Source organism: Armatimonas rosea, from assembly GCF_014202505.1.
Taxonomy (GTDB): domain Bacteria; phylum Armatimonadota; class Armatimonadia; order Armatimonadales; family Armatimonadaceae; genus Armatimonas; species Armatimonas rosea.
Genome location: NZ_JACHGW010000010.1, coordinates 20,589 through 40,648, shown reverse-complemented (window position 1 = coordinate 40,648; position 20,060 = coordinate 20,589). Strand labels below are relative to the sequence as shown.

General features: G+C 53.4%; 17 protein-coding genes. 16 read left to right on the top strand and 1 reads right to left on the bottom strand.

All coding sequences use genetic code 11. From position 1 onward, the window contains the following. Positions 1–122: 122 nt before the first annotated feature. The 14 genes from HNQ39_RS28610 (at position 123) to HNQ39_RS28545 (ending at position 11,329) form a co-directional block, all read left to right on the top strand. Positions 123–869, top strand: a complete 747-nt coding sequence (locus HNQ39_RS28610; RefSeq protein ID WP_184204025.1) for a hypothetical protein — start codon at positions 123–125, stop codon at positions 867–869. Between the two features lie 29 nt (positions 870–898). Continuing rightward, positions 899–1,255: a replication protein gene (locus HNQ39_RS28605; protein ID WP_184204024.1), complete on the top strand. Its 357-nt coding sequence runs from the start codon at positions 899–901 to the stop codon at positions 1,253–1,255. After that, positions 1,252–1,839 carry a hypothetical protein gene (locus HNQ39_RS28600; RefSeq protein WP_184204023.1) on the top strand — a complete coding sequence of 196 codons (588 nt, stop codon included), beginning with the start codon at positions 1,252–1,254 and terminating at the stop codon, positions 1,837–1,839. The genes HNQ39_RS28605 and HNQ39_RS28600 overlap by 4 nt, the downstream gene beginning before the upstream one ends. After that, entirely contained in the window at positions 1,836–2,573 is a 738-nt protein-coding gene (locus HNQ39_RS28595; protein ID WP_184204022.1) for a DNA-methyltransferase, read from the top strand. The genes HNQ39_RS28600 and HNQ39_RS28595 overlap by 4 nt, the downstream gene beginning before the upstream one ends. Positions 2,574–2,868: 295 nt before the next feature. Further along, positions 2,869–3,132, top strand: a complete 264-nt coding sequence (locus HNQ39_RS28590) for a helix-turn-helix domain-containing protein (RefSeq protein WP_184204021.1) — start codon at positions 2,869–2,871, stop codon at positions 3,130–3,132. A 138-nt stretch (positions 3,133–3,270) separates the two neighbouring features. After that, complete coding sequence (locus HNQ39_RS28585; protein ID WP_221290438.1) at positions 3,271–3,756, top strand: restriction endonuclease; 486 nt, start codon at positions 3,271–3,273, stop codon at positions 3,754–3,756. Between the two features lie 161 nt (positions 3,757–3,917). Then, positions 3,918–4,559, top strand: coding sequence for a hypothetical protein (locus tag HNQ39_RS28580; protein ID WP_184204020.1), 642 nt, complete (start codon positions 3,918–3,920; stop codon positions 4,557–4,559). A gap of 76 nt (positions 4,560–4,635) precedes the next feature. Further along, positions 4,636–5,130, top strand: coding sequence for a WGR domain-containing protein (locus HNQ39_RS28575; RefSeq protein WP_184204019.1), 495 nt, complete (start codon positions 4,636–4,638; stop codon positions 5,128–5,130). A 165-nt stretch (positions 5,131–5,295) separates the two neighbouring features. Then, positions 5,296–5,823 (top strand): hypothetical protein, encoded by a 528-nt coding sequence (locus tag HNQ39_RS29730; RefSeq protein ID WP_221290435.1) that lies wholly within the window; start codon positions 5,296–5,298, stop codon positions 5,821–5,823. A gap of 186 nt (positions 5,824–6,009) precedes the next feature. Next, entirely contained in the window at positions 6,010–7,620 is a 1,611-nt protein-coding gene (locus HNQ39_RS28565; protein WP_184204055.1) for a class I SAM-dependent DNA methyltransferase, read from the top strand. An 84-nt stretch (positions 7,621–7,704) separates the two neighbouring features. Then, the gene (locus HNQ39_RS28560; protein WP_184204018.1) at positions 7,705–8,040 is read left to right on the top strand and encodes a hypothetical protein; all 336 of its coding nucleotides are present in this window, start codon (positions 7,705–7,707) and stop codon (positions 8,038–8,040) included. A gap of 142 nt (positions 8,041–8,182) precedes the next feature. After that, positions 8,183–9,490 (top strand): restriction endonuclease subunit S, encoded by a 1,308-nt coding sequence (locus HNQ39_RS28555; RefSeq protein ID WP_221290430.1) that lies wholly within the window; start codon positions 8,183–8,185, stop codon positions 9,488–9,490. Positions 9,491–9,665: 175 nt separating this feature from the next. Then, positions 9,666–10,175 carry a DUF4365 domain-containing protein gene (locus tag HNQ39_RS28550; RefSeq protein ID WP_184204017.1) on the top strand — a complete coding sequence of 170 codons (510 nt, stop codon included), beginning with the start codon at positions 9,666–9,668 and terminating at the stop codon, positions 10,173–10,175. Beyond that, on the top strand, positions 10,172–11,329 hold the full coding sequence (locus tag HNQ39_RS28545) for a hypothetical protein (protein WP_184204016.1): 1,158 nt from the start codon (positions 10,172–10,174) through the stop codon (positions 11,327–11,329). Before HNQ39_RS28550 ends, HNQ39_RS28545 begins: the two co-directional genes overlap by 4 nt. 164 nt (positions 11,330–11,493) lie before the next feature. Here the strand turns inward: HNQ39_RS28545 and HNQ39_RS28540 are convergent, their stop codons facing one another. Beyond that, on the bottom strand, positions 11,494–11,952 hold the full coding sequence (locus HNQ39_RS28540; protein ID WP_246386331.1) for a DUF488 domain-containing protein: 459 nt from the start codon (positions 11,950–11,952) through the stop codon (positions 11,494–11,496). Positions 11,953–12,097: 145 nt separating this feature from the next. On the opposite strand from HNQ39_RS28540, the gene HNQ39_RS28535 reads away from it, so the two are divergent. Both HNQ39_RS28535 and avs2 read left to right on the top strand, forming a co-directional pair. Continuing rightward, positions 12,098–15,217 carry a type I restriction endonuclease subunit R gene (locus tag HNQ39_RS28535; RefSeq protein WP_184204014.1) on the top strand — a complete coding sequence of 1,040 codons (3,120 nt, stop codon included), beginning with the start codon at positions 12,098–12,100 and terminating at the stop codon, positions 15,215–15,217. Positions 15,218–15,262: 45 nt separating this feature from the next. Next, a complete protein-coding gene (avs2, locus tag HNQ39_RS28530; protein WP_184204013.1) occupies positions 15,263–19,993 on the top strand; it encodes an AVAST type 2 anti-phage system protein Avs2 in 4,731 nt (1,576 codons plus the stop codon). Positions 19,994–20,060: the final 67 nt, after the last annotated feature.

Below are 20,060 nucleotides of genomic sequence, written 5' to 3'. Positions count from 1 at the left end.
ATTCTCGCGACCCTGGACCTGGGCGAACTGCGCTTTAGAGACCGCCAGCGCCTCGCTCGCCTTCTCGTTCGCTTGGAGAAGGTCGCAGGGGATGTGCACGAGCTGATAACCCTTCCTCGCTGATGAACCCCCTCCCTCTCTACGCCACCCCAGGAAACCCAGAGATAGCGCTGTTTCAGCTACAGCATCGAGTAGGGCTCGCGCCGCAAGTTGTGCTCTCTCCCAACTTACGGCTGTCGGGGCTCTTACACATCTTCCCCGCAGACCTGCTACAAGTCTTTATCGCCCTTCTGACCTTTCAGGAGGGCGGCGGCGAGGTTCGCGCCAGTGTCGCCCAAGTGGCAGATGCGCTAAGGCTCCACAGCGACCAGGCCGCCGCACTGCTTCAGACACTGGCAGGCTATACCTTCGATGGTGCTCCCATGATCTACGAGACGACTTTTGTACATGGAGAGCAAGGCTACGGCCTCTCCAAGCGGGTAGGCGTGCCCATCAATGAGGTGCCCCAGTCACCTCAAAGTGAGCGGAGCTACAAGACTGCATCCAAAGAGCAGCTCATCGCCCTCTCACGTGAGCGCTACGCTACCCCCATCTCTGAGGCTGAGGCCATCGTCGCCGAGCAACTTGGCACCATTCCCGAAGAATCGCCCCCACCAGGCAGGCATGGCGACGCTTACCGCGCCTTGCTGAAAATTGGGGTGCCTGAGCCGGATGCTCGGGAGCTTGTGGGCGAGTACGAGCTAGAGAGCATCGAGCAGCAGCTCGCTTGGCTACCCGAGCGTGGGGCGAGAAACCCCGCCCGATTCATTGTCGCGGCGATCCGAGGCACCTATGACTCACCTGAAGCGCGAAGAAGGGGTGGAGCGTGAGCGGAACTACTTGGGATGAATTAACCCCTGTGGTGCCAGTTCCCGCGATCTACATCGACTATGTCATGCCCGCCCTCACCGACGTTGAGTGGCGCGTCTTGCTGGTCGTGATCCGTCAGACTATCGGCTGGGTTTTTGAGGAGGGCGGCTCGCCAGCTCGCAAAGAGCGCGACTGGCTCTCTCACAGCCAGCTCAAGGCTCGAACGGGCAAGGGGGGCGATGCGATAAGCCGCTCCATCGACAGCCTCGTGCGCTATGGCCTGATCGTCGTCGAGCGCGAGGACGGGCGCGTCGTCACCAATGCCCAAGAGCGGCGCAGAGTTCGCCACAGGCTTTACTACCGGCTCGGGCAGCTCCCATACCCCACAGGGGAGGGTGAGCAGTGACGCTCTCTGAGCACCAGCGCCAAAGGCGGCAAGGCTTTAATGGGGTGCAGCAAGGCTTGAGCACAACCTCTCTGTTTCCGATGAACGGTTTCCGTTTATCGGAAACTACAAAAGAAACTAAATACATAGATTCCGGTAATCGGAAACGGGAGAGCAGCCCCCTTGGGGAGGCTGGCTCCTCCCGTTCCTCTTCGACCGCAGGAGAGGGGAAGCTGCTGGGCGAGGCCCGGTTGGTTTTCCCAGCCCGGCAGAAGCTCTACAGCGTGGACGTGTTCGGGCGGCGTAGTGAGATAGATACCGGGCACATGGGGGCGGTGGCTTACCAGAAGCTGCTCGATGCCTGCAAGCGCCCTATGTACCTCGACGACCCGACCAGCAGACTCACGGCCACCAGCCAGCCAGCACAAGAGCTGCCAGAGGGTTGCAAGGTCGGGCGGGAGACAGGTCTGCCGCTGCCCGAGTGGTGGGAATTGCCTGAGGAGGGAGCTACTAGCGCGGAGCTGCAAGTCATGATCCGCACAAACCTTGCACGAGCCAGCAAGGAAGGAAGAGGGATTTTCCGGAGTTGGGGGATCGAGAAATGAGCGGGGAAGTTAAAACAGAGCTTCCGGGTGGCATCCTCTACCATGAAGATGCTCTAGAGCTGCTTGCCACCCTTGAGAGCGCCAGCTTCGATGCCATTGTGACCGACCCGCCTTACTGCTCAGGAGGGCTCACTGCAAGCGAAAGAGCACGACCTGCCTCAGTCAAGTACGTTCAGACCCGCCAGAAAACGACTTGGCCGGACTTTGAAAGCGAGAGCATGGATCAGAACGCATGGGCGCAGTGGACATACCGCTGGCTCAAGGAGTGTAAGCGGGTCGCCAAAGACGGAGCGCCCATCGTGATCTTCATAGATTGGCGTCAACTACCCCTCATGACTACACTCCTGCAATGGGCGGGGTGGCGCTGGCTTGGCGTCGCGGTCTGGGACAAGACCGAAGCTTGTAGGCCGCAGAGAGGAAGGTTTGCAGCGCAAGCCGAGTACATCGTCTGGGGGGCTAAAGGTAGGCTCCCTCCAAAGCGGCACGTTGGAAGCCTTCCTGGAGTCTTTCGCTATCGGGTTGAGGTGCCAGGTGTGAAGCTCCATATGACGGGCAAGCCACTCGCACTTATGGAGGATCTCCTCCGGATTGTAAAGCCGGGTGGAATCATCGTTGACCCATTCTCTGGCTCTGGAACTACCTTACTAGCAGCAAGAAATCTTCAGTTAGGCTACATCGGCATAGAAGCAAGTCATATCTACTATGAGATTGCAAAAAAGCGCTTAAAGTATTGACATAATATAACTTCTATGTTATATTACTTCTGATGGATGAGGCAAGGTCGATCATCCAGATTTTATCCAAGTAACTATTTACCTACAAGCTCATTAACAATCTGACATGGAAGCGATGTACCCTTCCTTTGCACTAGCAATAGCCGTCGGTATCTGGATGCAACTATCATCCGAGCAAAAAACACAACAAAAAAGAGCGCGAACCCGGAAGGAAACACGCTCGTAGCGAGTTCTACTAGGATTAGCTCCCTCTGTCAAGGGGGGAGCTAATCCGATCTAACTAACATTCATTGTCATGCCTACGCCACTCATCTCTACCCCTGAGCCTGTTCCTTTCCCTTGGCTTGGTGATCTACTGATCGCTGTTCGTAAGCAGCAGGGTATAACCCAGACCGAACTTGCCGAGCGCATCGGCAGTCACCAGGCAGCAATCGCTAGATGGGAGGGAGGCAAATATCGCTTGGCAGAGATCGAGACGATCCTTACCATTGCCCATGCTCTTGGTCTAGAACTTTTGGTGACCGCCGTACCCAGAAAAGCCGATCCACTCAAAACATAGGCTGGAGGCCGTCGGCATAGAGGGAAGCCCGCAGTATTACCAGAATACAAAGGAGCGACTTCAGTAGGGCGGGGAGACTCGCCGATGATTTCTATCATGCCAGCTACTCCTGTTGCTTTCGATCCTATCTCTCTAATTGTGCCCGTACTCAAACAAGTCTGGCCGATGCTCTTGCTTCTTGCCGGTGTCAAGCTCCTCACCCTCGTTCCCGGCATCCTCAAAGGCCGTCGCCTCGCGGCATCGGGAATCCACGACATCGACCAGATGGACGGTAAGACCTTCGAGGAGTGCCTTGGGGCGATTTTCTCCCGCCAAGGCTACGCTGTCGAAGTAACGCCCTATCGCGGCGACTGGGGCGCGGATCTGGTTCTGGTCAAGGGGAGAGTTCGCACCGTGGTTCAGGCCAAGCGCTACAAGAAGAGCGTCGGGGTGCGGGCGGTACAAGAGGCGGTCGCGGCGAAGGCCAAGTACAGATGCTCCGAGGCGATGGTGGTGACCAATAGCACCTTCACCAAGCAGGCGGTAGAGCTGGCAAGAGCCAACAAAGTCACGCTCGTGGATCGTGAGCAACTCGTGTCTCAGCTCCTCAGGCAGAAGGGCACTCCCCTCAAACAAGCCGCGTAGACAGGGATGTTTACGTCGCCTAGAAAGGGCCAGTGGCACCAAGTGCTATACTGGCTCTACCGAGGCTCCCAATTAGAACAATATCCCTCCTCTCGCCATTTGCCCTTCTGCTGACCATGCCCCTCCTGGGGTGTAACCATCAACCACAGGGGAACGGGACTGTGTCACAGAAGCATGAGACACCGTTTCAGCTCGTACGAGGCGTCAAAGTCGCCGACCTCTCGGGAGTTCATGAGGGCTACTCGCTTCTTCACGCGCAGGAAGGCTACTGGGTCTTTACGGTGAACGTCTCCGCCGAGAATCTCAAGAGGGACTTCTACCGGCTTGCCGGAGAGGTCTCGGGCAGAGGCTTCTTAGTCCTGGAGAGGGGCACGCCAAAGGCGGTAGAAGAAAAGCTGCGGAAACGCCCCAGTGATCCTCTCCATGTGGATGTCTACTACCTCGACGGCCAGACATGGGCCACTGTTAAGCCCCTGATCGAAAGGTTTGAAGAGACCCTATTCTGCGACGGCGAGATCAACTTCGGCTATGGGTCTCACGTCAACAACGATGAGGTGTTTGTGGGAGCCTACAAGCGGATAGCGATATACGCTGTCGATCCCCAGAAGTACGAGACTGCTCTCAGAGAGTTAGGGATACCCCGTGAAGATGCTCTTAGAACTGTCTGGGATACCCTCTCACCGAGTAATCCCGGCAGCCGTCACGCCCTCAAGGACACGCCATTCACGATCCAGCAGGTCTTTGAACACCTAGAGCCAAAGGGCTTACACTTCGCCGAGCACCGACTCGATAGAGATCCATAAAGGTTAAGTGCCATCCGCCTATGATCCTCCCTGTGCAAACGGAGGTTTTCCTTGGACGAGTGTCGAAGAGTATCCCGTGCCAGAAGCCACATCAAGAGAGAAAGAAGCAACATCGCCTGATCCCAATCCTAGTCCAGAGCGGATCTTCCTGTGCACCGAGGGCGATGCCAGCAAGTTCTGGCGTGTGAAGGTTGCGGGCAGTATTCAGAAGGTTCGCTACGGCCGAATCGGCACCGAGGGGCATGAGTTGGTCAAGACCTTCGAGGGGCCAGTGGCGGCGGGCAAAGCCACACAGAAGCTCATCGCAGAGAAGCTGGGTAAGGGCTACCGCGAGGTCTCAGAAAATGAAGCCACAGCAGCACACGAAGCGGAGCGATCCGACGCCGGGACTGCGCACGTCAAGCCCAAGTCCCGCCGCTCGGGGAAAGCTCTGGTTGTGGGCTTGCAGCAACTCACCCTGTCTTTTGACGAGGCGAGGGACGAGACTGAGATGCAGATGCAGATGCAACCTATACCTCAGGTTTCCCTCTCGACACCCAAGCCACCGCCCGCCTTGGCCCTTGAGTTCTGATCGGCTATCTGGGAAAGAGTGATGCAACCAAAACAGAAACCAAGAAATGGGGCCGAAAGCCCATTTCAGCTACCGCCTGGTATCACCGTGAGCAAGCAGACGCTCCCAGGGGCACTTGCCTACGTCTTCAGACACAAAGAGCTGGGGGAGCTGGGAAGAATCCTAGTGCAAAGTCTTGGACCCGATCAAAGTCAGATCTCCTGCGAGGTGGCGGGCGATCCAGAAGACCCCATGACAGTGGTCCGTGCCCGCATCTTCGAGCCGCTGGGAATAGAGATTACGAACCTACTGGAGCAGCAAACGGGCTCGGTACCCCCTTCTGAGTGGAATTGGTCAGCACCAGCACCGCCCAGGCAGAGTGAGCCCATCGAGTGCAGGCTGGTACAGTGCGAGAGATGTGATGCCTTTGTCGCCTTGCTGATCTTTGCGCCAGAAGCAACGGAGCCTGCTCACTTTGAGGACTGTGCTCGCCTGATGTACCCTGAGTACATACACCACAACCTGCCTACTTGGATCATTGGTTCCTCACTAGGGAGTGTCCCGATGGAGCTGCGGCCAGCCGATATTCTCCCTGTATGGCCGCAACGTTCCCCCATAGAGCGCCTGCGGCCTGATGAGTTCACCGTACGCACGGAAGCCCTTGCCAAAAAACACTGCGCCCGAGGGTCGAAAAACGACTCCGTGACCTATTGACGACCGCTGACCTGATGGGGTATTCTTGAAACAGATTCAAGATTCATAAAACCCATGAGCGACTATAACCCTGTCACCTATATCACCGTCAAGGCAGCCGCCGAGATGAAAGACGTTACCCCGGCTGCCCTCTACAACGCCATCAAGGGCAAGGAGCTGGTGGAGTACCTTGTCGATGGCAAGAAGATGCTCTCTGAGGCTGAGGTGCAAGCCTGGACGCCTCGAAAATACGGCAACAAGGAGCGCTCTGCCCCCTCGCTGGAGACCGTGCTCTGGCTCGCGGCGGACAAGCTGCGCGGGAGCATGGACGCCGCTGAGTACAAGCATGTCGTGCTGGGGCTGGTCTTTCTACGCCACACCTCCGAGGCGTTCGAGCGCCGCCACGCGGTGCTGCTGGCAGAAGCTGCCAACCCGGAGAGCGATCTGTATGTGAAGGACGAGGCCAGCCGCTCCTACGTCGCCGAGGAGCGCGACGAGTACAGCTCTGAGGGGATCTTCTGGGTGCCGCAGGAGGCGCGCTGGAGCTTCATTGCCAGCAAAGCACGACTACCTGAAATCGGGGAAGTGATCGACGGGGCGATGGTGGCTCTGGAGCGTGAGAACCCAAGCCTTACGGGAGTGCTCCCCAAGGACTACGCCCGGCCCGCGCTAGACAAGCGCCGTCTTGGGGAGATGGTGGACCTGATCGGCAACATCGGCCAGGACGACGCCGAGGGCAAGGGCAAGCGCGGTGACCTGATCGGGTGGGCCTACGAGTATTTCCTCGGGCGCTTTGCCTCGGCTGAAGGTAAGCGTGGTGGTGAGTTCTACACGCCTGCTCCTGTCGTGCGCCTGCTGGTGGAGATGCTCCAGCCCTTCAAGGGGCGCATCTACGACCCTTGTTGCGGCTCAGGCGGAATGTTTGTGCAGAGCGAGAAGTTCCTGGAGAGCCACGGCGGGAAGCTGGGCGACATCTCGGTCTACGGTCAGGAGATGAACGCAACCACCTGGAAGCTTGCCAAGATGAACCTGGCGATCCGGCACATCGAGAACAACCTGGGGCCAACCCATGCCGACACGTTCCACCAGGACCTGCACCCCGATCTCAAGGCGGACTTTATTCTCGCCAATCCGCCCTTCAATATCTCCGACTGGGGTGGGGAGCATCTCAAGGATGATAAGCGCTGGAAGTATGGCATCCCGCCGACCGGGAATGCGAACTATGCCTGGATTCAACACATGGTGGCGCACCTCTCGCCCAAGGGGAAGGCAGGTTTCGTTCTAGCGAATGGCTCCATGTCCAGCAACTCAGGAGGGGAGGGGGAGATTCGCAAAGCACTGATCGAGGCCGACTTGGTGGACTGCATTGTCGCGCTCCCTGGTCAGCTCTTCTTCACGACCCAGATCCCTGTGTGTCTGTGGTTTCTGAGCCGCAAGAAGAAGTTCCCCAGAGAGACGCTCTTCGTTGATGCTCGCAAGCTGGGGCGGATGGAGAATCGAACGCTCAAGACGCTGGATGATGCGGACATCGAGAAGATCGCTAAGACCTACCACGCTTGGCAGGAGGACAGCGAAGACTACAATAACGAGCCGGGATTCTGCTTCAGCGCGACCATCGAGGAGATGGAGAAGCAGGGCTTTGTGCTGACTCCGGGGCGCTATGTCGGTGCGGCAGAGGAGGAAGTGGACGAGAACGCCGAGCCCTTCGATGCGAAGATGCAACGGCTGGCAGGCAAGCTCACGGAGCAGTTTGCCAAGTCAGATCAGCTGGAGGCGACGATTCAAGAGAACCTGCGGAGGATGGGATATGCAAAGTAATCCGGCTTTTCCTTTACACGTCGGCTCAAACATGCAAAGGAAACGGCTCTTTTCTATACATGTGATCTTCCTGGGAAGTGACCGGTGAGCCAAGCACACGCCCCTTCATCAGAAGAACTAGAAGTCTTTCGAGGGTATGCAGAAAGCTTCCAAGCTCTGGCTCGCCAAGCCCTTCCTCTCTACACTGACACAGTAAACACGCTCATCCGTGACGAGTGCCGCGACCGACACCAGATCGAATACACCTTGGATCATCTGTTGGACTTCTGCTATGACGCCAAAATGCTGGTGCTCTACAAGCGTCTGTGTCGGTACTATTTCCCCCTCGATCCCGAGGCAACAGTCTCCTATATCCATGCATACCGGGATTTGTGGGACAGCGACAGTGAAGACCGGGAGTCCAATGAGGAGGCAGAATAAGCAAGAAAGGGCCGCCCAGAGGCGACCCAGTCAAGGCTCGGACTCGATTTCGCTCAAAAGCTACGTCAAGTATTACAGAATTAATTATGTCACAAATTTCATATTCCGCTAGTCACGCCCGCAAACACAAAGGATGTCGATCATGAGTAATAAGACTACGATCGGCGACTACGTTACCCTTCAGCGTGGAACAACGTACAAAGGAATGTTGGTAGGAAAGCCAGGCCCTGCCTTACTAGGGCTCGGCTCAATTCAGCCCGGAGGTGGGTTTAGGGAATCTGACTACAAGACCTACGGAGGAGACTGTCCGCCGAAACTCATGCTCACCCCTGGCGATCTCTTTGTATCGCTCAAAGGAGCAACGAAAGACGGAGAGATGATCGGATCGGTGGCACGTGTACCGGTCACGGTTCCATCCGGTCGTCTAACTCAAGACACCGTAAAACTCGAGTTCAGTGATGCGGATAAGGAGACAGTGAGCTACATTTACTGGATTCTCCGCACACCACAGTACCGGAGCTATTGTGCTGGCCATGCGACGGGCAGTGCGGTAGTGGCACTCAGTCGTGGTGATTTCCTCAGCTATCCCGTGCCGCCTCTAACGGAGGCAAATAGGCAAATCGTTGAGCTACTGGAAGCAATTGAGGGGAAGGTTACACTCAACCGTCAGATGAACGAGACGCTGGAGGAGATGGCCCGCACTCTCTTCCGCTCTTGGTTCGTGGACTTCGATCCCGTTCACGCCAAAGCCGAAAGCCGCCAGCCCGAGGGGATGGACGCAGAGATGGCGGCGCTGTTTCCCTCGGAGTTCGTGGAGTCTGAGCTGGGGATGATTCCGAAAGGATGGGAGGTGCGCTCCCTCGATAAAATCGCGGAGTTTCTCAATGGGCTTGCGCTCCAAAAATACCCACCGCGTGAAGACACCACCGATCTTCCTGTGATTAAGATTGCCCAGCTCAGGAAGGGAGATAGTGAGGGTAGCGATAAGGCCAACTGTGATGTACCTAGCGCCTATGTTGTTCAAGATGGCGATGTGCTTTTCTCTTGGTCAGGCAGTCTTGAAGTCGCCGTTTGGTGTGGGGGACAGGGAGCTTTGAATCAGCACCTGTTCAAAGTAACGTCAGCCGAGTTTCCAAAATGGTTTTATCTGAGCTGGGTGCAATACCATCTGCCAGAGTTCCAAAGTATTGCTGCCTCAAAAGCAACTACAATGGGGCATATTCAACGACACCACTTGGCGGACGCAAAGGTTATTGTCCCAGAATCGGCGGTAGTGAAAGCGGCGGATGGGATGATTGCTCCAATCATAGATCAGATTATCCAGAACAATCTGGAGGCAAAGCAGCTCCACGAACTCCGTGATGGCCTACTCCCTAAGCTCATCTCTGGGGAGATTAGACTTCCTGAGGACATGATCGCGGAGTTTGCATCGGGAGCGGAGAGCGCCTGAGAAGGTAGCTACAAAAACGGAAGGAGGCAACGCACACAGGACTTAAGTCCAAGGCCGAGCCTCCAGTGGGATTATAGGGCTGAAGACACCTCTTTCGCCACACCTAGAAGAGAGGCTTTAACATAGTCCATTCCTAGGGGCATTCCGCCTTGGGGAGGGAAACGGGAGTCCCGTTGTGAATTTAAGCCTGATGCAAAACCAGTGGCAGGAACAGTTCAGCTATGCGTACCTCCGCGCGGTCGCGGCGGCGGCGGGGTTTCAGGTGACCAAACCGGAGATGGACTTCTGCAAAATTGACCTTGAAATATCGGCCATAGATGAACACTTACATGATGCACTTCCAAAACTCACGCTGCAAGTTAAGTGTGATAGCGACTTTAAGTTTCAGAATAATGCTTTGGTCTACTCGCTCGACATTGATACTTACCAGAGGCTACGGAGCAACAGAACTCTCCACCCTCGTATCCTGGTTGTTGTCACTGTCCCAAGAGACCAAGGAGCCTGGGTGTCACAAACCGAGGATGAGCTAATCATGCGACATTGTGCGTACTGGAAATCTTTAGAAGGGGAACCCGCGAGCACCAATACGACTGCCCAGACAGTCTACCTACCACGCGCTCAGATTTTCGATGTGGCTTCATTGAGCTACCTGATGGGACGTCTAAACCAAGGTCAGCGCCCATGAAAGTTACAATCACCGACCGTGAAGTGCTTTCTTCAGTGGGAACTAGTCAAATCGCAGCCTATCTAGGGTCACGAAACTGGAAATATATAAGTCGCTATTTTGACACGGGAACTGTCTGGCAGGGACCCGATGATCAATCAAAACTTGTGCTACCTCACTCGAGTACGCTAGACGATTATGCTGAGGGTGTTGCTGACATTTTGGCAGTCTTGGCTAGAGTAGAGCGGCGCTCACAGGAGCAAGTTCTTAGAGACATAGATGAAGCGACTAAAGACGTGATCCGAATTCGCCTCTCTGGTGACGACCTTGAAGATGGTGCAATACCTCTAGAAGAAGCAGCGCATCTAATTGGTCACGCTCGAGATATGATGATGGCTGCTGCATGCTCTACAGTCCGCAGGCGCACCATTCACACGGGGCGCAAGCCAACTGAGGCAGTTGAGTATATCAAACGGGTTCGCATGGGACAGACAGAGCGGGGAAGCTTTATTCTTACGATGCAATCTGAGGTTGCCCCACAACTCGACAGTGGACAACAAGAGCTTTTTCCTGATCTTTCGGTAGAGGTCGCCGATTCCGCAGATCCTTTTGAGCGTCGTGTTACTCGGACCCTTGCACGGGCGCTCATGGAAACCCACAATGCCTTGACAGAGACCCTGACTACTCGATCAGTTGAAAGCTTTCTCAGGGCCACTGAGGCTGGCGTAAGTGCCAACCTGTGCGATGCAGTGGCAGGATTGACACTGGACAACTATGATCGTGATATCTCTATCAGTCTTTCATGGTCACCAACTCGTAAAGTGCCTACTCAAACACCGAGTTTCATTCATTTCCCTTCGGATCACCTTCCTATTCTCCGTGAGGTTGCCCGTGTTCTGCGTGAGAGAGCGGTTCATGAGTCGTTCGAACTACGCGGTCCTGTCATAAAGCTACATCGTCCTGACGCTACAGCTGTTGGACAGGTAACTATTGATGGGGTTGTGGAAGGATATCTTCGCCGCGTCACTGTCGAACTTTGGGGCCAAGATTACGAACTTGCAATAGAGGCGCATAGACAAACGGCTATACTCTCCGTTGAGGGGGAACTCAGCCGTGAGACAGCAGGCTTCAAATTACGCAACCCGCGAAACCTCATTATAGAGAAAATAGAGTAGAAGATTTGTACACATCTCGTTACTGACTACAGCCTGATGGGGAGAGGATTGCATCCGAGACCACGGAGATAATTTAGAGCACCGAATCCAGCGATTCCCTATTGGGGATTATTTGCCAACTGTCAGTGTCGTCTATCCACCTCGGCAGCAAGTAGCTCCCGTAGCTACGCCGCTAGTGCTGGAGCTGTAAAAGCAGCCCCCAAGTGATGCACACGAAGCCGCCCACCAGAACTGCGAGCTGCGTGCTCGGCAACAAAGAGCCGGTGGCAGGTATCAGGATCGGCTTCAAAGCAAAGCAAGCAACAGCGCTTACTACTCGCAATTTGGGCAAGGTGCTGCAGAGGCTCCTGCTGAGTCACCAGATAGGCAAGAAATGAACGCGTGTAGCGGGCCCAGTCACCATCCGCTTTGTAAGTGTCCCGAATGGACTTGGGGCAGCCAAACGCGGAGAGATGAATATACTCAAAGCCACGCGCACAAGCTGCTTCGCGGAGCGAGTTCTTCGAGAAACCCTTCTTTCGAGAGAGAGGCATCTGCCGCACATCTACAATCCGCTCCACGCGGCCTTCGCGCAGGAGCCCGAAAAACTCCTCCAGGCTCAAGCCCTCATACCCAATCGTCATCAATTCCACGCCCCGATTGTACCCCTTTTCACAAAGTCTGGCAGAGAAATTGCCGGTTCTGTTGGGATCAACGGAGTAAAAAGCAGGAAAGGGGTAGGGTATTCTTAACCTATACGCCGTGGCCCATTTTTGAAATAATGGGCGTATGCTCGCTCGAACTGAGGACACACACAAATTGGCATTCTTTACTGAGTCCGTTGTTGAAGAGGCTGCCTTAGAGTGGCTCGATGCTCTGGGCTACATCATACTCCACGGCCCCGACATCGCCCCAGACGGCGAGGCGCAGGAGCGCGAGAGCTACCAACAAGTCGTCCTCACCGACCGCCTTGACGACAAGCTCCGAGAGCTAAACCCTGGAATCCCTCCCGCAGCGCTCGTAGATGCCCGCAAGAAGCTCCTCGCCCCTGTTAGCCAGTCGCTCATTGTCAACAACCGAGTCTTCCACAAGATGCTCGTCAGCGGCGTGGAAGTGGAATACTCCCAAAAGGACGGCACGATCCGCGGTGCGCGAGTCAAGGTCGTAGACTTCGAGAATCCAGCAGCCAATGAGTTTCTGGCTATCAACCAGTACACCGTCAAGGAGAAGAAAGAGCGCCGCCCCGACGTAGTGCTCTTTATCAACGGACTCCCTATCGCGGTTATCGAGCTCAAGAACCCAGCAGATCAGGACGCCACGATCTGGAAAGCCTTTGACCAGCTCCAGACCTACAAGCTGCAGATTCCCTCCCTGTTTCTCACCAACAGCCTCTTGGTCATCTCAGACGGCACCAGCGCCCGTATCGGCTCGCTCACCTCGGACAAGGAGCGCTTCTTGCCATGGCGCACCATCGAGGGCGAGGAGCTGGCACCAGCCAGCCTTAGCCAGCTAGAAGTGCTGCTCAAGGGCGCTTTCGAAAAAGAGCGCCTGCTGGATCTCATCTACTCCTTCACCGTCTACGAGGGCGACGGGGAGAAGACCATCAAGAAGATCGCAGGCTACCACCAGTTCCACGCCGTTCGTACTGCTGTTGCCGAGACGGTGAAGGCATCAGGGCAGGGGGGAGACAGGCGCGGTGGCGTTGTCTGGCACACCCAAGGATCGGGCAAGAGCCTGACCATGGCCTTCTTCGCCGCCAAGATAGCTCAGCACCCCGCCATGGCGAACCCCACGCTCGTGGTGCTCACCGACCGAAACGACCTCGACGACCAGCTCTTCGGGACGTTCTCCTCCTGTGCGGATCTTCTGCGCCAAACACCCGGCCAGGCTGAGAGCCGCGATAGCTTGCAGGGGCTGCTCAAGGTCGCCCAGGGCGGGATCGTCTTCACCACGATTCAGAAGTTCAGCGTAGACGAGAAGGGCACCGACTTCCCACTGCTCACCGACCGGCGCAATGTCGTGGTTATCGCCGACGAAGCCCACCGCAGCCAGTACGACTTCATCGACGGCTTCGCAAGGCACCTGCGCGACGCGCTCCCTCAGGCAACTTTTATCGGGTTCACCGGAACGCCCATCGAGCAGTCCGACCGCTCAACCAAGGGAATCTTTGGGGAGTACATCTCCGTCTACGACATCCAGCGCGCCGTCCAAGATGGAGCCACCGTACCTATCTACTACGAAGGACGGCTTGCCAAGCTCGCCCTGAGCGAAGCCGAGCGCCCCAAGATCGACCCCGATTTCGAGGAAGTCACCGAAAAGGCAGAGGCCACCCAGAAGGAAGCCGCCAAGCGCAAGTGGGCACAGCTGGAGGCAATGGTGGGCACACCCAAGCGGCTGGAGCTGGTTGCGGCAGACCTAGTGACGCACTTTGAGAAGCGGCGCGAGGCCATCGAGGGCAAGGGCATGATCGTGGCCATGAGCCGCCGAATCGCCGTGGCTCTTTACGACGAGATCGTAAAGCTGCGCCCCGAGTGGCATACAGACGATGACAAGACCGGCGCGATCAAGATCGTGATGACCGGCTCTGCCTCCGACCCACTCGACTGGCAGGGACATATCCGCAACAAGGCCGAGCGCGACGCCTTGGCCCAGCGGCTCAAAGACCCTAGCGACCCGCTCAAGCTCGTGATCGTGCGCGATATGTGGCTCACCGGCTTTGACGCGCCGTGTCTGCACACCCTCTACGTAGACAAACCCATGAAGGGGCATAGCCTCATGCAGGCCATCGCCCGCGTGAACCGTGTTTTCAAAGACAAGCCCGGCGGCCTGATCGTGGACTACATCGGCATCGCCGACGAGCTCAAAAGCGCCATGGCCGAGTACACCCGTAGCGGTGGTAAGGGCGAGGGGGTTCTTGACCAAGCCGAGGCGGTGGCGCTCCTGATGGAAAAGCTAGAGGTCTGCGCGGACATCTTCCACGGCTTCGACTGGCGCAAGTTCTCCACGGGGACACCAAGCGAGCGCCTTTCTGTACTTCCCCAAGGTCAGGAGCACCTGCTAGCTCGTGACCATGAGGAGCCGGGTCTGCGCGAGCGCTTCATGGAGAACGCCCTGGCCGTGAGCCGTGCCTTCGCGCTGGCCGTCGCCCATGACTTCACTATTCGGGTGCGCGATGACGTGGCTTTCTTCCAAGCTGTGCGAGCGGCTCTCTGGAAGAAAGCCGACGAAGATGCCGAGGGTACAGCCAAGCCCACTAGCGAGGAGATAAACCACGCAGTGCGGCAGATCGTGTCGCGCTCCGTGATCTCTGACGAGGTGGTGGACATCTTCTCGGCAGCAGGTCTCCAGAAGCCCGATGTCTCGATCCTCTCCGACGAGTTCCTGGCTGAGGTGCAGGGGCTGCCCTACAAGAACCTGGCGGTCGAGGCCCTCAGGAAGCTGCTGGAGGGCGAGATAAAGAGCCGAGCTCGGGGCAACGTGGTTCAGTCAAAGCAGTTCTCCGAACTGCTAGAGGCGGCAATCCGGAAGTACCAGAACCGAGGCATTGAGACGGCGCAGGTGATCCAGGAGCTGATAGACCTCGCCAAGGAGATGCGAGCGGCCAAGAGCCGTGGTGAGGAGCTGGGGCTTACTGAGGACGAAGTGGCCTTCTACGACGCGCTGGAGGTCAACGACAGTGCTGTAAAGGTGCTGGGTGACGACATTCTCAAGATCATAGCCCGTGACCTGGTGAAGTCGGTTCGTGAGAACGTGAGCGTGGACTGGACGGTGAAAGAGACTGCTCGGGCTAAGCTAAGAGCGATGGTGAAGCGGGTTCTTCGTAAGTACGGCTACCCGCCCGACAAGCAGGAGAAGGCGGTCGACACCGTGATCCAGCAGGCGGAAGTGATCGCCGCGGAGTGGGCATAGAAAGCCCAGTTATAGTACTCTTTGTAAACCCTAGAACAAAAATTTATGAGCATCAACTGGAATAGTCTTCGTCCTTGGGACGGGTCACAACAAACAGCTTTCGAGGAGATTTGCTGTCAACTCGCCGCATGTGAAGCACCCTTTGGAAGCAGCGCACGTTTTATCCGCAAAGGAACTCCTGATGCGGGGATTGAGTGCTACTGGGTATCCCCCTCTGGAGAGGAGGTGGCTTGGCAGGCAAAGTTTTTCACTGAGAGCCCCGGCGTTCCTCAATGGAATCAGCTTGATGAGTCAGTGAGAGCAGCACTGGATAAGCATCCAAATTTAACTCGCTACATCGTTTGTCTTCCTATTGATCGCGCAGACCCACGTATCACTGATAAGAATGGCAAGCAAAAGCGATGGTTTATGGATCGTTGGAACGAGAAGGTTACAGAATGGCAAGGCTGGGCTACTGCCAAAGGAAAAACCGTTTCTTTTGATTATTGGGGAGAGCACGAAATTTTCCTGCGCTTGAGCAGTGAGCAGCACAAGGGACGTTATTTATTTTGGTTTAATCAAGAGGTTCTTAGCATCTCATGGTTCGAGAAGCGGTTGAATGAAGCGATTGCAAATGCTGGCGAGCGATATACTCCAGAATTGAATGTCGACCTACCGGTGACTCAGCTTTTTGATGGCTTAGGAAGAACAAAATCATTTTTTATCAGACTGAAATCACTCTATGGAAATATCCGCCGTTCTTATCAAGATACCACGGGGATATATATTACTGAAGTCGTACCTACTGAATACGAAGCACTCCGTGCGCCTATGGCACGCCTACTAGGTTTGCTTGAGGCAATTGAGCCCGGTGAACTTGCACATATCCCATTTAAAGATATTGAAAATTTATCTACTGAGGCAGAAGCTGCTGCATATCAGTACCAATCTGCTCTCAGGCGAATAGTAGATAAGAAGAAATTTGAACCAGGGCGAGCCATCGAGCCAAATACGCAACGTGAAGATTTAGCACGCGAGCGTTACTCCGCCGACGAACTTAGAAGATCACTTTATACGCTGATACATCTAGCGGCAAGCACAGAATCTCAACTTGCTAATGTACCTGCTCTACTTCTGCTTGGAGATGCAGGTACCGGAAAGACACATCTTTTTTGCGATATTTCTAAACACCGGATTGCCCGTGGAGCACCAACGGTACTTCTTTTGGGGCAACACTTATCATATGGAGATCCATGGCCGCAGTTGCTCGGGTTGCTCAAACTTACCTGCTCGCCTGAAGAGTTTTTAGGTGCACTTAATTCATCAGGGCAAGCCTCGGGTGAGAAGGCACTTCTGCTGATCGATGCCCTCAACGAAGGAGAAGGAAGACGTATCTGGAAGAATCACTTACCAGGTTTCCTCACACTCACCCGAGAATACCCATGGATTAGCGTCGCTGTTAGTGTTAGAACCTCATACGAGCCCGTTATAGTCCCAACACATCTTACAGAAGAGAATATCATCCGTGAGAAACATACAGGTTTTGCAGAACATGAATACGAAGCGACCAAAACATTTTTTGATGCCTATGGAATTGTTCGACCTGCAATTCCCCTCCTGAACCCTGAGTTCCAAAATCCACTTTTTTTGAAACTCTTTTGTAAAGGATTAAAGGGTAGTGGCTTAACAGAAATACCAAGAGGTTTTCACGGTGTTACAGCAGTGTTTGACACCCTTCTTGCTACAGTAAACAAAAAGCTTGCAAATGAGGATTTCCTAGACTATGATGAGAAACTAAATATCGTGCAAACGGCACTAAATCATATTGCGGAAGCGATGTCTGATGCAGGAACCCAAATGCTTCCCAGAAATTCGGCTATAGAGGTAGTTGGAAAAGTTTTGAAGACAACAGGTGGCTATCAGCAATCTCTTTTTCGACATCTCATCTCCGAAGGACTTCTGGCAGAAGATTATACATACGTTGGAAAAAATGAAAAAACTGGTGAGTACGAATATGCGGAGGTAATCCGGCTCACTTACGAGCGATTTGCCGACCATCTTATTGTGAAAAACTATCTCGACCGCTACATATTAATCCCTTATAAATGGCGTAAGTTTCAGAGAGGACTGTCCCTGTTGAGACAATTAGCTTCTTATATACCAGGCTTTTCAGACGCAATTAACAGATATAGTAAGAGATCAATAGGAAGTGCATTTAATCCTGAAACGCCACTCGGCAAACTACTCGATAATGAATACACAAGCTACCAAAATAAAGGAATTTTGGATGCACTCTCTATCCAGTTACCAGAACGGACCGGCAAAGAGCTAGCCGAAATAGTCCCCCGCATAGCAAGTTACGAGTCCGTAAGATCGAGTTTTGTTCAAAGTCTAATTTGGCGTTCTTTGACCGCTTTCTCGGAAACAACTTTAGAATATATCAATACACATGTTCTAGAATCAGAAGAAGGGCAAAGTGAACTGTTCAATGCATTCCTTACCTTAGCTGCCACACCAAACCATCCCTATAATGCTAACAAATTGCATGAGTATTTACATGGCTTTACGCTCGCAGAAAGAGATGCTTTGTGGTCTATTTTTCTTCACAATCAGTATGGCGAACATGGAGTTGTAGACCGATTGATTGAATGGTCTTGGGAAATAGAGGACAAAAGCCATATTAGTGATGAAGCATTACTGCTTGCGAGTACAGCACTTACCTGGTTCTTGACATCTTCAAACAGATTTGTAAGAGATCGAGCAACCAAAGCATTAGTATCCTTACTGACTCACCGAATCCATATACTAAATTTGCTTATGGAGCGCTTCCATAATGTGAATGATCTTTATATTACGGAACGTCTTTATGCTGTTGCGTACGGCTGTGTCCTACGAAGTACAGATGCACCAGAGGTAGCATCTCTAACGAAGAATGTTTATCAGTGGATATTTGCGGATGGAAAACCGATACCACATCTGCTTATTCGAGATTATGCACGGGGTGTTGTGGAAACTGGCATTCACCTTGATGGAGAAATCGATGAAATAGATGTATCAAAAATCCGTCCGCCGTACTGTAGTAATTGGCCTGAGACATTTCCCACCGAAGAAGAAATAAAGAGTCTCAATAAATACCAATCAAGCGATGTGCGATCTTCCAGAAGCCTAGCAAGTAGAGCACTCTATTACTCAGTGATGGGATTTGAAGACTTTGCACGATACATCATTGGTACTAATTCTGATGCATTCTTTTGGAGCCCTTCATCGTTGAGTTCTCCACGCATACCAACCTGGCAAGAGCGAAAATCTGCCTTTGAAGCAGTTCTCACGGAAGAACAACTACAGTTGTTTCACGAATTAGAAAAAGTTCAATCCCAGTCAATTCTAACTACAATACGAGCACAAATAGAGATTGTCTACATAGACACAGAAGACAACGATACTGTATCTCAGTTATCAGACCAGGAAAAGCAAGCAAGCGACGAAGAATATATCACTGAGGATGATGAAATCACTTTGGCTAAGTCTATGTTTTTTAGTTCGCTGGATAAAGAAAAATTGAGCCTCTATGAGTCTCTTGGTACGATGCCTTTCTGGCCTCAACAAGAGCAAGAAGATCTTTTTGATTTAAAAAACGCGCAACGCTGGGTTTTAAAGCGGGTATATGACCTCGGCTGGACACCAGATCTTTTTGCTGATTTCGATGGTTATCTCAATATAAGCCGATCAGATCGATCTTCTCATAAACCTGAAAGGATTGGGAAAAAATATCAGTGGCTTGCTTGGCATGAATTTCTTGCCTACGCAGCCGACAATCTTCAAATACATCGTCGCTTTGGGAATGAGGATAGCGATTATATCGGCCCATGGCAGATGAGCCGACGTGACATTGATCCATCATGTCTTCTTGCCGAAACAAAGGCTTCAAGTTCCGAGCAGCAGGATAAGTTACCTTGGTGGGCTGCTGTTCGGTACGATGCATGGGATAAAACCTCAGCTGATTTAGAGTGGCTCCAGAAAAGTAGTGACCTGCCAGATGTTGATGCACTCATCAATGTAGTTGATCCAAATGACGGAACCCAGTGGATTGTGATGGATACATTCCTAAAATGGCAGGAGCCTGTTCCACCTGAAGAAGACCCAAATGAAGTCGCCCGTCGTCAACTTTGGTACATGACAAGAGCCTATGTGGTAAAAAAGGATGAAGCTGAGTCTTTTTTTACGTGGGCTTGCGACCAAGATTTTATGGGGAGGTGGATGCCAGAGGTAAAATCACTCCACGATGTCTTTCTTGGAGAATTTCACTGGTCACCTGCGTATCTTTACCATAGTAATGAGTACTATGGCATACAAGAATGGCATGATGTCAGTCACGGTGCACCTGGTCAAGTTAGTATTACCACCATAGAATACACGGCTGAGGGAAACGATTACGACTGTTCTATTGCCTCGGGATATACTATCACTCTACCCTCAAAAGGACTCGCTGACAGGATGCAACTTTCTTGGTGTGGTCAAGAAGGTAAATTTTTCGCACAGGATAAAACACTTGTAGCATATGATCCTTCTATTAGAAAATCTGGACCTAGTACTTTATTAATACGACGAGAAGCTCTTTTACACTTTCTAAAAGAAAATGACTATGAAATGTTCTGGACGGTGCTTGGAGAGAAAATTATTATGCCAGGTAGTTTCTCAAGAGACCATAAAGGCAGGCTGAACATTTCTGGAGCATGCCGATTCGTAGGCAACACTTTGGAAAAAACCATCAAGGCTGAATTTAAGCCCAGTGCTTAACTACGATAAGATCGATCAGTGATAGCTCTCTGATGAAGCAGCCTTCTTGGGAGTTGGCGGTAGCTCA

Bases quoted from the DNA above. Each gene is read 5' to 3' on its own strand.
- HNQ39_RS28545 (WP_184204016.1), top strand. From the start codon at position 10,172: ATGAAAGTTACAATCACCGACCGTGAAGTGCTTTCTTCAGTGGGAACT.
- HNQ39_RS28595 (WP_184204022.1), top strand. From the start codon at position 1,836: ATGAGCGGGGAAGTTAAAACAGAGCTTCCGGGTGGCATCCTCTACCAT.
- HNQ39_RS28590 (WP_184204021.1), top strand. From the start codon at position 2,869: ATGCCTACGCCACTCATCTCTACCCCTGAGCCTGTTCCTTTCCCTTGG.
- HNQ39_RS28565 (WP_184204055.1), top strand. From the start codon at position 6,010: ATGCTCTCTGAGGCTGAGGTGCAAGCCTGGACGCCTCGAAAATACGGC.
- HNQ39_RS28610 (WP_184204025.1), top strand. From the start codon at position 123: ATGAACCCCCTCCCTCTCTACGCCACCCCAGGAAACCCAGAGATAGCG.
- HNQ39_RS28555 (WP_221290430.1), top strand. From the start codon at position 8,183: ATGAGTAATAAGACTACGATCGGCGACTACGTTACCCTTCAGCGTGGA.
- avs2 (WP_184204013.1), top strand. From the start codon at position 15,263: ATGAGCATCAACTGGAATAGTCTTCGTCCTTGGGACGGGTCACAACAA.
- HNQ39_RS28540 (WP_246386331.1), bottom strand. From the start codon at position 11,952: ATGACGATTGGGTATGAGGGCTTGAGCCTGGAGGAGTTTTTCGGGCTC.
- HNQ39_RS28535 (WP_184204014.1), top strand. From the start codon at position 12,098: ATGCTCGCTCGAACTGAGGACACACACAAATTGGCATTCTTTACTGAG.